The 14009-nt window shown below is 38.1% G+C and carries 11 protein-coding genes, 1 tRNA gene and 1 rRNA gene; 5 read left to right on the top strand and 8 right to left on the bottom strand.

What is annotated here, in order from left to right; genetic code table 11:
• The first annotated feature begins 5 nt into the window (after positions 1 to 5).
• On the top strand, positions 6 to 554 hold the full coding sequence (locus Q0954_RS21170) for a hypothetical protein (RefSeq protein ID WP_299460038.1): 549 nt from the start codon (positions 6 to 8) through the stop codon (positions 552 to 554).
• Here the strand turns inward: Q0954_RS21170 and Q0954_RS21165 are convergent.
• Complete coding sequence (locus Q0954_RS21165) at positions 551 to 775, bottom strand: KTSC domain-containing protein (protein WP_299460035.1); 225 nt, start codon at positions 773 to 775, stop codon at positions 551 to 553. The genes Q0954_RS21170 and Q0954_RS21165 overlap by 4 nt on opposite strands.
• Before the next feature lie 146 nt (positions 776 to 921).
• Between Q0954_RS21165 and Q0954_RS21160 the strand changes: the two genes are divergently transcribed.
• Entirely contained in the window at positions 922 to 1266 is a 345-nt protein-coding gene (locus tag Q0954_RS21160) for a response regulator (protein ID WP_299460032.1), read from the top strand.
• A 59-nt stretch (positions 1267 to 1325) separates the two neighbouring features.
• Here the strand turns inward: Q0954_RS21160 and Q0954_RS21155 are convergent, their stop codons facing one another.
• From Q0954_RS21155 to Q0954_RS21145, 3 genes are all read right to left on the bottom strand, one after another.
• Positions 1326 to 1889 (bottom strand): hypothetical protein, encoded by a 564-nt coding sequence (locus tag Q0954_RS21155; RefSeq protein ID WP_299460029.1) that lies wholly within the window; start codon positions 1887 to 1889, stop codon positions 1326 to 1328.
• An 88-nt stretch (positions 1890 to 1977) separates the two neighbouring features.
• Positions 1978 to 4350, bottom strand: coding sequence for a TonB-dependent receptor (locus Q0954_RS21150; protein WP_299460027.1), 2373 nt, complete (start codon positions 4348 to 4350; stop codon positions 1978 to 1980).
• Between the two features lie 114 nt (positions 4351 to 4464).
• Positions 4465 to 5310 (bottom strand): hypothetical protein, encoded by an 846-nt coding sequence (locus tag Q0954_RS21145; RefSeq protein ID WP_299460024.1) that lies wholly within the window; start codon positions 5308 to 5310, stop codon positions 4465 to 4467.
• Positions 5311 to 5580: 270 nt separating this feature from the next.
• On the opposite strand from Q0954_RS21145, the gene Q0954_RS21140 reads away from it, so the two are divergent.
• Together Q0954_RS21140 and Q0954_RS21135 are read left to right on the top strand one after the other, a co-directional pair.
• The gene (locus tag Q0954_RS21140) at positions 5581 to 8154 is read left to right on the top strand and encodes an AsmA-like C-terminal region-containing protein (RefSeq protein ID WP_299460021.1); all 2574 of its coding nucleotides are present in this window, start codon (positions 5581 to 5583) and stop codon (positions 8152 to 8154) included.
• 161 nt (positions 8155 to 8315) lie between these two features.
• Entirely contained in the window at positions 8316 to 8636 is a 321-nt protein-coding gene (locus tag Q0954_RS21135; RefSeq protein ID WP_299460018.1) for a hypothetical protein, read from the top strand.
• Between the two features lie 39 nt (positions 8637 to 8675).
• On the opposite strand, the gene Q0954_RS21130 is transcribed toward Q0954_RS21135, so the two are convergent.
• Positions 8676 to 8749 (bottom strand) — tRNA-Asp (locus tag Q0954_RS21130).
• A 527-nt stretch (positions 8750 to 9276) separates the two neighbouring features.
• Between Q0954_RS21130 and Q0954_RS21125 the strand changes: the two genes are divergently transcribed.
• A complete protein-coding gene (locus Q0954_RS21125) occupies positions 9277 to 10095 on the top strand; it encodes a purine-nucleoside phosphorylase (RefSeq protein ID WP_299460016.1) in 819 nt (272 codons plus the stop codon).
• 95 nt (positions 10096 to 10190) lie between these two features.
• Here the strand turns inward: Q0954_RS21125 and Q0954_RS21120 are convergent, their stop codons facing one another.
• From Q0954_RS21120 to rrf, 3 genes are all read right to left on the bottom strand, one after another.
• Positions 10191 to 10481, bottom strand: coding sequence for a transporter suffix domain-containing protein (locus Q0954_RS21120; protein WP_299460014.1), 291 nt, complete (start codon positions 10479 to 10481; stop codon positions 10191 to 10193).
• 192 nt (positions 10482 to 10673) lie between these two features.
• Positions 10674 to 13337, bottom strand: coding sequence for a DNA mismatch repair protein MutS (mutS, locus tag Q0954_RS21115; protein ID WP_299460011.1), 2664 nt, complete (start codon positions 13335 to 13337; stop codon positions 10674 to 10676).
• Positions 13338 to 13610: 273 nt separating this feature from the next.
• Positions 13611 to 13722: ribosomal RNA gene (gene rrf, locus Q0954_RS21110) — 5S ribosomal RNA — on the bottom strand.
• Positions 13723 to 14009 lie beyond the last annotated feature (287 nt).

The raw sequence follows: 14009 nt of genomic DNA, 5'->3' as shown, positions 1-14009 counted from the left end.
TTACTATGATCATTGTCAAACATAAAAGTACTCTACAAGCAAGCTTTGATAAACATTATCCTGGGCATAAAATCATAGATGTAACATCTAAAGCTCCAGCGCCTTTTGTAAAACTGAGCCCATTTTATCCTATTGGAGGTATTCCAGTACCTTTATCAGAAGGGCATTTTGCCCAGTCGGTAGAAGGAATATGGCAAGGACTAAAAGTGTTTGAAAATGTAGGTATAGATACAAAAAAACTGGAAGTAACTACTATGAAAGGGCTTAAACGCACAGTACGCAAGTTTGGCAATGTAAAGGGGCATCAAGCAGGCATAAACAACAATAACTTATTGTCTTATATAGCAGCACGCAAGCAAATATACTTGCCTGCCTACCGTTGGGTGCTCGACCATAAGGTAAGCGATGTGCTTCAACTTATTAAAAATGAAGCTGCTCAATGCCCCATTATCTTGCTTGATTATGAAACTAATGGGGATGTAGAAAATGTATCTAAACCGTTGTCGCACGCTTATTTGGTGAAATATTATTTGGAAAACAATTTCCCGGTTTAATCCCTGACCTTTCTATAGGGATACTTGAGTCTGATATGGGTATTAAAATATTCGCCTACCGATGACGCATTGACCAGCTCTTGGTAAATATCGTTGGTGACTTGATAATATTCGTAAATTCCTCCATTACAAAATACCAACTCGAGGGTTTCGGTATGTGGGTGGTACCCAGTAGAGGTAATCATACTTGACTCACTATGTATACGTTTTATTCTTGCCATTTTTTGTGGTTAATTTAATACTTACCACAAATTTCTAAAAAAAAGTAGAGAAAAACATTTTTAATTATTAAGCAATCTATAAACCATGTGAAACTCTGCCAAGGCTTTACCTTCGGCAAAAGTTTTACCCCAACCCATCACGAATAATGGAACCACGTATTTTGATTATTGGCAGAAACCTATCAGTGATTAATATATTGATAGATGAGCTCGAAAAATTTGGGCGGAATGTAATGGGGGCTACCGATAAGCCTGACATCGAACGACTGATACAGCACCATAACCCAGATTTGGTGGTGTTGGGAGCAGGCTTGTCTGATAAAGAGCGTGACGAAATGTTGGTGTTTCTTATCTCAGTAAAAGCAAATATCAAAGTACAACTAATAGAGAAAAAAGAAAAGAGTAGCCCTTATGATATGGTGGAGTTTACTAACCGCAAAACTGTAGAGTGGAAGGTAGAACAAAAACTAGGGAAACTTGCACAGAAATAAAAAAAGCAACACTATTACTGCTGTAACAGTGTTGCAATAAATCTAAAACAAAAAAAATATTACTGAATAGTGATACCTGTAAAGTTTACTTCTATATCAGTCTCACCATCCACTACAGTAGTAGAAGCGGTTTTAACACCAGGCTGATGCTTAAGAGTTACCTTCAAGGTAGCAGTTCCGGCAATACCAGTAGAAAAAGTAGTGCTAATACCAATAGGGTTGCCATTGGCATCTTTATCAGTATACGATTGAAACTGAAGGTTGCCAGTGGTGTTATAAAACACCTGATGCTCTGCACCTTCTTCTTTTATTTCTGTAGTCACATCTTCTGCAGGTGTTTCTGATTTATTCTCTACCTTGAAGGCTACATTATACTTGGCACTTGCTGACAAATTTCCAGAAATATTGAATGTTCCAGTTTGGGGTCCATTAGGGCCATCTGAGTCAGAAAAAGTCATGGTAATTACTTCTGAAGTATTGGCTTGGTTGGTAAAAGTCAGTGTAAGGTCTGTAATCAGTTCTTCTTCGTTCGTAGCAGGTGCTGGATCATCGGCTTTTTTACAACTTGACAAAAGCACCATTGCACATAATATGCTCAATAACAATCTCGAAATAGTTTTCATTTTACTTAAAAAAAATTAGATATATAAAAATAAGGTACAAGCAGGCAAACCCAAACTTGGTTCATCTACTCGCTTGTACTTGTGTATTCTAAAATGTATACTTTAACCTAAGGGTAAAACTACGCCCCAAATCATCGGCAAAAAACCTAAAGCGGTTTAAATAGTCACGGTAAGCCGCATCCAGCATATTATCTATACTTAAACTTATTTTCAGACTTTGGCGATGAAAAGGCAAGGTAAAACCAGTCTGAAACCCCCAAACAGAATAGCCAGCTGGTGCATTGATCAACTCTTCGTAAGTCAATTGATTCTCTCCTGTGTTCTGGCTTGGTGTGTCACCTTCAAAAGGCTCGCGGTTTTGGGGCAATAAACGCTGTTCTGCCACATGACGTCCGCTCAGGCTAAAAAATATTTTCTTGAATTTGCCCACTTTGGGAAGTTGATAAGTCAAGGTATTGGTAATATTATCAGTGGGCATCAAAATCAGTGGGTTGTCAAAACTACGGTCTCGCCCACGTACCACCGATGCTTTAGAGCGGAAAGTAAGCGAAGCAGTAATGTCATACTCCAGTGCCGCATCTATGCCCATAATCACGGCGTTGGTTTGCAAATATTGGTATATAGGAAACTCCCCTCGTATGGTAAGTGTAGACCAAGGTGCACTGGGAGCTAAATAGATATAATTTTGAATTTGATTATAATATCCGCTTAGCTCTATATTCAGTCTGTTTTTTTCATAGGTCAACGTGTTGATCCATTTGTAAGATTGTTCAGTTTGTAAGTTGGCATTGCCTAACTCAAAGCTTGCTGAACCGTGATGCAAACCAGCACTGTACAGTTCATTGACAGCAGGTGGGCGCCAGGCTGTCCCCAAATTAGAGCGAAGGCTTAAATAATCGTTAAATCTAAAAATCACTCCCAAAGTACCCGAAAAATTATTAAAGTTCAATGTTTTGTTTTCTACCGGATCGTTGGAGGTAGGACGAATATAAGTAGTCAAAGAGCGTTGGTCGTAACGAATACCTGCTTCAAACTCAAAGCTTTCCCGAACATAACGCTCAATTAAGAAAGCACCTGCTGTAGTAGTATTATAATTAGGAATAAACATTTGCCCGGTAAAGACATTGGTTTGATACATACCAGTGAGCCCAAAGCTCCCCTTCCAATGTCCCAACGCATTGTGGTTAAGCACCAGGTCTAATGTGTGTGTGTTTAAGTTGAGCGACAAAGCAGCAGTGCTTTTGCGTCTGCGTGAGTGATCAAATTCTGCCCTTGCATTAGACTGCAAACCATACTGTATTTCTATTTTCCCTACCTTGTCTAACAACCAAAAGGCTTTGGCTTTTAGTAGGTGATGACTTACTCGTTGTTTAGGCTGGATAATGTCATAACTAAAGTCTTTGATTACCAATGGTTGAGGGCTATTGATGGCCCGCTTTAAATCGGCGCGGTTTCCGGTATGTGCTGCTTCAAATATGCCCAACTCAGTGTCAAATCTACTGTGAAAAATTTCTACGCCAAAGCGTTCCTTGGTATAGCCTATTGCACCCGAAAAGTTAACCTCTCTTAAGCCAGTGTTAGATAAGAAGTAGTCTGGGGTATGTACATTTCCTGACTGCTTATAGGTGCCTTGTACACGCCAGCTAAGTCCTTTTATTACTTGTCCCTCTAGCATACCTGACATAATGCCCTGACGACCGTTAGACACGCCCACTAAATTGAGCGCACCACCTATGCCTGAGCTTTGACGCAAGCGTGGAGGCTCTACAATCACCACTCCTCCTATGGCATCGGCACCATAACGTACTCCTGCAGCTCCTTTTACTACTGATAATTGTGTGGCTACAAATGGATCAATTTCTGGGGCATGTTCTGCTCCCCATTGTTGCCCTTCCTGCCGAATGCCATTGTTTAAAACAAGTACTCGATTGCTATGTACTCCGTGGATTACAGGTTTGGAAATAGAATGACCAGTTTGCAATGTATTTACTCCAGTCAGGCTTTTTAATGACTCACCTAAGTTTTTGCCGCTTGACTTGTCCAATGCATCGCCTGATAGCGAGCTCTTGGCTTGAGTAGCAGTTTCTATTTTTTTACCTTCTACTAAAATTTCTTCCAATAAATGATTGTCATGTCTAAGGGCAAGTTTTTTATCGTGATGGGCATGGTTGTGGTAGTGATGAATCACAAATTCGGTTTGTTTGTAGCCAATCATTCGGCAAATACAAATATGCTCACCCTTGCAAAGGTCAGGAATTTGAAACCTACCTTTAGCATCAGTGATTACCCCTGTGTTGGTACCCTTAATATAAATGGTTACCCCTGCCAAAGGTGCTTTACTCTGCGCATCAATCACTACTCCCGAAAGCATTCCCTTGCATTCAGTTTTAGTAGTTTTTTGGGCAAATAAAAAATGAGTTGAGAGTAAAATATGTAATATAATAATTGATAAAGTGCGCATATATTTTTTGCAACATTGTTACACAAATGTAGTTTAAATGCAATAACGTTGCAAGTAAGGCAAGCTTTTTATAGCAATATGGCACCTGTTTTACTCAAAATAATGATATATTGATCAAAAGCCCATTTTTTCAACAAGGGTTGCAATAGGTGTGTAGTTCATTCCAAAACAACCCGCACAAGTATATACTTTGGTATTTGATTGACGAAGCAATTGAACTACTTTTGTTTCTGGTACCCGCCAAAGGTACTTTTTAAATAAGCGTTTTTGTGACTCCACCCGTAGTGGAATTTCTACCAAGTGTGATCGTTTAATTTTTTTGGGATGTTTCAATCGGGCTAAACCTTCCAATGCATACGCCTGCAACTCTACATTCATTGACCTAAGCCATTTTTGCAATGTATATTCGTCTTTTTGCCTTATTAGTTGCCGCATGCGGCTATATTGGTCAGGGGTGCTATGTCCACAGTCGCTCCCATATTTATACAACCTGAAAGGCAACAATGAAACATCATCTGTATTCAGCTGGCTACCATAAAGCTTGTTGTGACCATCAATGTATTTTTGTAAACTTGTTATATTCACCCAACTGTATAAGATGCTCAGTTGCTCGCGTGGGTATGTGTACCCCTTATTATAGGTTACTTTAAACAATTTGATGCCAATAATTTGTGTTTTCTGAGCCAATATTGACAATTGATATACTTGGGGTTGGTGGGTAAAGAGTACATAATGTAGTTGGGTGATACCCGAAGGTAAGATGCGCTCAATAGCAGTATTGACTTCTGCATAGTGTATGGTGTCTTGTTTCATTTGTTGTATGTGCTGCTTTATGCCTGCTGTATGGCGAGGTTTGGTTTGCAAAAAATCAATAAGATGTTTTGCCTCTTGAGCAGTAGTAATGTATGCACTTAGTAATAGGATGATGATACAAAATGGCCTGATAAGAAGTAGCTTCATAGTCAATCGTTATTTTAAATATACCAACGATAAAAAAAGCGTAGAGGGTTATTCAAGCAAGTAGAAAGTTGAAACACCGCAGATGGAAGGTGTTTTTTCACAAAGTTGTGTACAACTCTTTGAGGTTTTTAATGGCTCTGAGTGCAATTATATTCCTAAATACTTGTATTTCATTGATTTTGGTACGAAATTTTGCGTTGATACACGAGGTTTTTTAACCTTGATAAATAATTTTCTACTGATCAATTCACCAAACTTGTTTTTGGGATTATGCGCAAGTTTTTCCGACGGTTTTTTATTTTCATATTAATATTGTCAGCCGTAGCTGCTTTGGTAGCTATAGGTGCGGCCTTGTTTTATACTCCCTCACAAAAAGCCAAGGTTGAAAAAGAAGTAAAGGAAAGGCTTACCCGAAGCTTGAAAACTAACATAAAAACCGGAGAAGTAAATTTTGATTTCACTACCAATTTTCCGGCACTCACCCTTACTATCCATCAGGTACAAATAGAAGGCAAACCTCACCGCCGCGTATTTGCCAATATAGATAAGCTTCAGTTTACACTTGATTTTAACGAGTACATCAATGGGCGGTATACCTTTAAAACCATGGAGATAGACGGTGGGCAAATCAATTTTTTGGTAAATAACAATGGAGAAGATAATTATAGTTTTTTTGACTTGGCTGCACAAATGAGTGATAGTACGGTAAAGTTCAGTGTAGAGCACATTAAGCTCAAAAACTTGAAAATAGCTTACCAAAACATTGCCCAAAAAGAAGCTTATAACTTTACGGTACAAAACATAGCAAGTACAGTAGCGGCTCAACCCCAATTTTTTGATTTAGATTTAAGCGGTAAGCTTACTACGCTTAACTTTCAGGCCAACGGGTACAATTACCTTAAGCAAGAAGAGGTAACTTTGGGGAATAGTAAAATATCGTTTAACCGAAACAAAGGACGCATAGACTTGCACCCCCTTCAGATAACTTTACGCAAGAGTGACTTTGAGCTAAAGGGTTATTATGATATTAAAAAACGTCAAGCAGACTTTATAAACCTTGAAATAGCTGGCACCAACAAAGACCTAAAGGCGCTTACCGTGTTTATGCCTGCCAAAGTACACAATAAACTCTTAGATTATAAAACCAAAGGCAATGTAGACTTTAAAGGCGCTATCAAGGGCAATTGGTCGGCTAAGGCTTTTCCGCATGTAGAAATAGACTTTGGTTGCCGTAATATTGCCATTCAATCACCCAATATTGAGCAAGTATTTCAACGCTTTAGTTTTATAGGTAAGTTTAGCAATGGACGTGAAAACAACTTGAATACCTCATTCCTGAAAGTTGATCGCTTGAAAGGCTCTTTAAAATTTGAGCGGGTAAAAGACTTAAGCAATGCCAGTATTCGTGATTCGCTCAAGAGTGAAAACCTTAGAGGTAGTTTTGAACTTAGAAACTTTACCAATCCTTACATAAGCCTACGTTTAGACGCTGGGCTTGACCTGGAAGCTTTTACAGAATTTTATCCACTAGATATGTTCAAAAAAGCGGAAGGATTGTTTGGCTTGAAGTTATATATGGAGGGGTTGCTCGATGACTTGACCAAAGAAAAAGAAGCAGACGATGTACGCATAACTGGCGCAATGGAATTGAAAAATGTAAACTTTATCTTGTCAAATAATCCATTAGAATTTAAAGATTTTTCCGGGGATTTTGAGTTTAATAATAATACTACGACCATTCAAAGCTTTGCCGGACAAGTGGGCAAATCAGATTTTGCTATCAATGGTTTGTTGAAAAACCTCATGCCTTATTTGTTACTTCATAATACTGAAACCTCCACAGCACGTATAGAAGGTAACCTGGTAGCCCGAAAACTTGATATGGCAGAATTGCTTCAAAAAGCAAGTTTGGGAACCTCCTCAGAAAATAAAGTCAACCCACAAACATATACTTTGCATGTGCCCAGTGACATTGCTTTTAACTTTAAATGTAAAGTAGACAGTATACAGTTTCGTCCGTTTGTAGCAAATAACTTTACTTGTGACCTGGCAATGAACGATAAAGTGCTCAAAACCAGCAACATTCACATGAATATTGCTGGAGGAACAATGAATGTATTGGGAATTTTTAATGCGCAAAAAGACAATTTCTTTACTTTTGATGGCAGGATGCAGTTCAACAAAGTACAGGCAAACCAGCTCATGGCAGCTTTTGGCAACTTTTCACAAAACTTCATTCAATCATCAAATATCAATGGTTTGCTCACTGCCGATGTAGAGGCAGGTCTAGTGTTTAATAAACACATGGAAGTAAACTTGCCCAACGTAGTGGCAGATATAGACGCAAAAGTAACCAATGGAACACTGGTAAATTTTGCCCCCGTAAAACAGCCCTTCAATTACATAAACCTAAGGGTAGACAATTTACCCTTTACTGAGATGCGTCAAGTGTTGCAGATAAGAAACGAAACGGTGTTTATGCCAGAAGTGACCATACAAAGTACAGTATCTCCTCTTTCTATTATTGGCAGCTATACCGTAGACAAAGGTTTTAATTATAAAGTAAAAATACCTTTGGCCAACTATCAACAACGAAACATTCGCATAGACCCCAACTCTAGTGTATTGATTGACAAAAGAAAAGGTTCTGCCATTTATTATGTTACCATCAAAGGTGGGCTAGATGACTTGCGGGGAAACTATACCAAAGTACCTGATAAAACCAACCTAGAGCAAAACTGGAGCAAGGAAAAACGTTATTTTATCAACTTATTTAACCGTACTTCTTTGAGCGGACGAGCACTCAAAATTGATACAATTAATCAGGTATATTTTGATAATTAAATTTGGCTCATTTTTTCAGCTGCTCAAAAGCGACTTAACATAACCTTGTAACTGTCAAACTTTTTTATAAACCTTATATGCACCCAACAAAACTCCTTTGCTCCTTATGTTTGTTCTTAACGCCCAATTTGATTGCCCAAACTTCTCCAAAAGGTAAGTATATGGTAAAATTTAAAGACCACACAATACGGTATCAAGGAACGCTTGAGATAAAAAAGTTCAATACTTTTGAGTTTCGCGCCAGCGGCAAAGAAATGAACTGTAAACTTAGTTTGGGGCAATGGATAAGCCAGGGAGATACACTTATACTCAATAGTTTTAAAGAAAACGATCTACCTGACCAGTTTCAATTTCAAACCTTATTTTGTAAATGGTGGCCATTTAAACAAAAACGTTTTCTGATAAGAAATAATAAATTGATTGCTTTACGCAAAAACCGAAGAGGCAAGTGGAGAAAAGGGAAGGCATATAGGAGAAAATAATAAAAAATGGACGGCCGTTCTAACCTAGCGGCCGCCCGACGATTTTAACGGGAATCGAACCCGTGGCCTCCGAATTGACAGTCCGGCGCTCTAACCATCTGAGCCATAAAATCAACCATCTCTCGATGGAAAAAAGCCCTTGCAATCCTTGAATCATTAAGAAGACATTGTCACCCTTGCTCTGCCACTGAGCTACGTCCCCATTTTTGGTTTATTAGAATAATTATATTTATGAAATAGTGGAGACGCTTGGATTCGAACCAAGGCACTAGGTTTTAATAATGACCGTAAATTACAACCGCTGCTAAATCTTACACTAAGGAACGATACTCTGAAGCTAATAATATCGGTTATCTGTTAAACGCCAACAACTTAGCCACTTGGCGAAGGTTGACATAACCTGACATTGGTTTCACAATAAGGCTTAAGCTAAGACTGGTTCCTTACAAGTAAATATAATAAAATATGCCTCATATTTATATCAATTCTCAGTTTTAGTTACTCACTCATCACTTTTTTAAGTACACTCTTACGAATTTTATTGATAAACACAATGCATTGGTTTACAGAGTTAATAAATTTACCCCTGGTAAAAACTGCGCCTGACCGATAGGCCTAGGCACCACTAACACAGATAAGTATGACAATTGAAAATATGCGTGAAGCCGTCCGCTTTATTCAGGCTCAAACATCCGTACAACCTGAGGTAGGCATTATACTAGGCACTGGCTTAAGCGGACTTGCCAATGAAATAGAAGCAATAGATATTATAGAGTATGAAGATATTCCTCACTTTCCAGTATCTACTGTAGAATCACATAAGGGCAGGTTAATTCTAGGAAAACTAGGAAATAAGCCAGTAATAGCAATGCAAGGACGTTTTCATTATTATGAAGGCTATAACATGCAACAAATCACCTTTCCGGTAAGAGTGATGAAACTCTTAGGCATCAGTCATTTATTTGTTTCTAATGCTGCTGGAGGACTCAATACAACGTTCGGCCTCGCTAACCTAATGATTATTACTGATCATATTAGCTTGTTACCAACAAATCCACTCACTGGTTCTAACCTCGATGAACTAGGCATACGCTTTCCTGATATGTTGGATGCTTATCATCCTGGCTTGATAGCTAAAGCTGAAGCCATAGCTCAAGAGCATAATATAGAAGGGGTGCAAAAAGGGGTATATGTAAGTGTACCAGGTCCTAATCTTGAAACTCCCGCCGAGTATAAATATTTAAGTATTATAGGAGCCGACGCTGTAGGAATGTCTACTATTCCTGAAGTGATTGTAGCCCGCCACATGGACTTGCCCGTGTTTGCTGTTTCGGTGATTACAGATTTATGCTATGAAGGCAAACTAAAAAAAGCAACCCTGGAAGATATATTGGCAGTAGCAGGCAAAGCAGAACCTAAACTCACTAAATTGATGAAACAAATGGTGGAAAGGTTATAGGTCTTCTATAAAAAAATCCCTCTCAAAAATGAGAGGGATCATCAAATCTATTGTTAACTAAAAACAGGTATGCTCATCTAGTTTTACCAGCATTTTTAAGACACTAACATCTTATACTTCCGCGCCCAATAACTGCGTCGGAAAAAACGTTGATATTTTTCGTAAAAGGTTTTGCCTAACAAAGCAATGCCTACATAATACACTATATCTCCTATAAGGAATAACCCTGACCCCAATAACGTTTTGTACTGTGGGGACATACTACTTGCAAAGGTAACAATGCCTAATATTAATGGCACTAAAGAAAATAAAATAAGGGCAACTGCAAGCTTTTTTTGTTTTTGAGGAGAAAAATTATCTTTAAAGTATGTAGTGATTTTTTTCATGTTAAGCTTATTTAGTGTGTTAGTGTAGTGTTTTTGTGCTTTGTGTATATACCAGAGACGTAAACAATAATAGAAGCGTTGCACGTTGTAAGTGGTTATTCTATCATTATACTACTTTTTTATAGAAAATCAAGCAAATGTTTGCTTTTCTATACACTACTTACTTACGAAAATTGTCACTACCTAGATTACTTATAAGCTCCCCTTTCCATTCATTAATCCTTTCAACTCATTTAATTTTAATAAAGCTTCTACTGGTGTAATGGTATTTACATCTACCTCTTTAAGCGTTTCTTGTATTTGTTGAGCAATCGGGTCTTTAGCTTCAAATATATTCATTTGTACATCTTTAGGTATGCTTTCGGTCATCAACTCAGGGCTACTACTACCACTTCCCTGTGAACGGTGGGCCTCCAAATGGTGCATAATATCATCGGCACGTAGTACAATTCGCCGGGGCATTCCAGCCATACGTGCCACATGAATACCAAAACTATGTTCGCTGCCTCCAGTAGCTAGTTTGCGCATAAAAACAACCTTGTTGCCTACTTCTTTCACTGTTACATGGAAATTCTTGATGCGAGGCATTTCTTTGGCTAATTCATTGAGTTCATGATAATGAGTAGCAAACAAGGTTTTTGGACGCCCCTTGCGATAGTCATGCAAGAACTCCAATATAGCCCAAGCAATAGAAATACCATCATAGGTACTTGTTCCTCGTCCAATTTCATCCATCAATACCAAACTGCGTTCACTCAGGTTATTCATGATACTTGCCGTTTCCATCATTTCTACCATAAAAGTAGACTCACCTTTGGCTATATTATCAGAGGCACCTACCCTAGTGAAAATTTTATCTACAAGGCCTATATCTGCAGCGTCAGCTGGTACAAAGCTTCCAATCTGTGCCATTAAGGTGATCAATGCGACCTGACGTAACAATGCTGACTTACCGGACATATTAGGACCTGTGATAACCATAATTTGTTGATCTTCATCATCTAGTAAAGTATCATTCGGAATATAAGGTTCTTCAGCAGGTAATTGACGTTCAATCACAGGATGTCGACCAGCTTTAATATTAATAGCTTTGCCTTCATTTACCGTGGGTTTTATATAGTTATATTTACGAGCAATAAAAGCAAATGAAACCAAACAGTCAAGAGTCGCTAATATACGGGCATTTTGTTGAATTGGGCTGGTAAAATCACCTGCTTGAAGCACCAATTCATGATACAGTTGGCTTTCAAGCTCCCATATCCGTTCTTCGGCATGCACAATCTTATCTTCGTATACCTTAAGCTCCTCAGTAATGTAACGTTCTGCATTTACCAAGGTCTGTTTACGAATCCACTCTTTGGGAACTTGATGTTTATACTTATTTGTTACTTCCAGGTAAAAACCAAATACTTTATTATAATCTAGTTTTAACGATTGAATACCAGTTTCTTCTACCGCCTTTTCACGTACTTTCTCCAAGTACTGCTTACTATTGTACACAATTTCGTGCAATTCATCCAGCTCATCATTCACCTTTGGTTTAATCAAGCCGCCTTCATTTAATACATTTTTAGGCTCATCCAACAATTCACTATCAATCTTATCAACTAAAAACTGACATTCATTTAATTGATTAGAAAATTTTTGAAACTGAGGCAAAGGATGATGTTGTAAAATAACCTTTAAAGATGCGGCTTGTATCAATCCCTTTTTGATTTGTAACAACTCTCTTGGCTTTACTCTACGTGAAGCTACTTTAGAAATTAATCTTTCAATATCTCCTGTTTGCTTGAGGTGTTGATTTATATCTTCTAATAAGTCATTGTCTTGCAAAATTGATTCGACCATGCTAAGACGTTCCTCTATACGCTGCTTGTCTTTCAATGGCAACGCCACCCATTTACGTAACAAACGTGCACCCATAGGGGTCACCGTATTGTCTAACACTTGGATCAGGGATACCCCATTTTCCTGCTGAGGAAACAACAACTCAAGATTGCGAATTGTAAATTTATCAAGCCACACATAACGATTAGCTTCTATGCGTCCAATGCTTGATATATGTTGGATATTATTATGGTGGGTCTCAGTAAGATAGTGTAAAATAGCCCCAGCTGCTGCAATGCCTTCCGGCAAATCTGCAATGCCAAACCCTTTCAGTGATTTAGTTTTGAAATGACGATTTAGTATATCTTGACCAAAATTGTAAGTAAAGAACCACTCTTCAAGAAAAAAGGCATTAAAACGATCATTAAATAAGTCTACAAATGTTTGTCTTCCTGTCTTGCTAAATAGTATCTCTGAAGGGTTAAAACTTTGGAGTAACTTATCTATATATTCAAAATCTCCTTCTGCAGTAAAAAACTCCCCAGTAGATATATCTAAAAAAGCTATCCCAAAAACTTCTTCTTTGGCACTTTTGCGTATGCTCAATGAAGCTAAGTAATTATTTCTGTTTACTTCTAACACCGAATCATTGTAAGAAACCCCTGGTGTAACTAGTTCTGTAACTCCACGCTTGACCAACTTTTTAGTAAAACGTGGGTCTTCTATTTGATCACAAATGGCCACTCGTTGCCCTGCACGAACCAATTTAGGTAGATAAGCATCTAAAGCATGGTGAGGAAAACCTGCCAATTCAGTTTCACTAGCAGCCCCATTGTGACGTTTGGTCAAGGTAATCCCTAATATCTTGCTTGCAGTGATCGCATCTTCGCCAAAGGTTTCATAAAAATCACCCACCCTAAATAGAAGCAACGCCCCCGGATACTTCGCCTTAAAGGAGTTGTATTGTTTCATCATTGGGGTTTCTTTTGTTTTTTTACCCTTTGCTTTAGTAGTGGTCTTTTTGGTCATTATTTTTATGAGTCTTTGGTTATGGGCTTAACACAATTAGTTTTAAGCTGCCAGTTATTGCATAAGTTTTTAACTTCAAATTTAACCCTTTTGTGAAACATCCCGAAGAAAAGTCATAAGAATGTGCTCGAAACCTAATAATTTAGACTGTCTGCATAGCTTCACCTCCTTTTCTACTTTTATTTGCATTAATATTACGTAATTTCACGATAAGTTTATATTTACTCTAGAGCCAAAAAACCCTCATTGTTTTCACAATGAGGGTTGGTATTGGATCGGCAGCGACCTACTCTTCCACATTTGATTGTAGTACCATCGGCGCAATGGGGCTTAACTGCTCTGTTCGGAATGGGAAAAGGTGAACACCCATGCTCTAACCACCGTTAGATCTTGCAATGTTTTGTAAAGATGTAATCATCCCTACTCTGCATTGACTTATTTCTTTAAAGTTCTTATATATGATTTGTAATGGAATTTTGTATTTGAACCATTATCACTTACAACCATTGATCATCAATAGTTATAACATAATGGAAGGCAGAAATTCTCAACACCGAAGCGTTTTCTTTGTTCATTCTTCACTCTCTCTCACTTCACCAACTTCTCTTTTTCCAGGAAGTTTTCGGGTAATTAGTATTGCTCAGCTCAGCGTCTTTCAACTCTTACACTTGC

Source organism: uncultured Microscilla sp. (assembly GCF_947493425.1).
GTDB lineage: Bacteria > Bacteroidota > Bacteroidia > Cytophagales > Microscillaceae > Microscilla.
The sequence above is the reverse complement of the archived record's forward strand: the minus strand, read 5'-3'. Positions and strand labels throughout refer to the sequence as shown.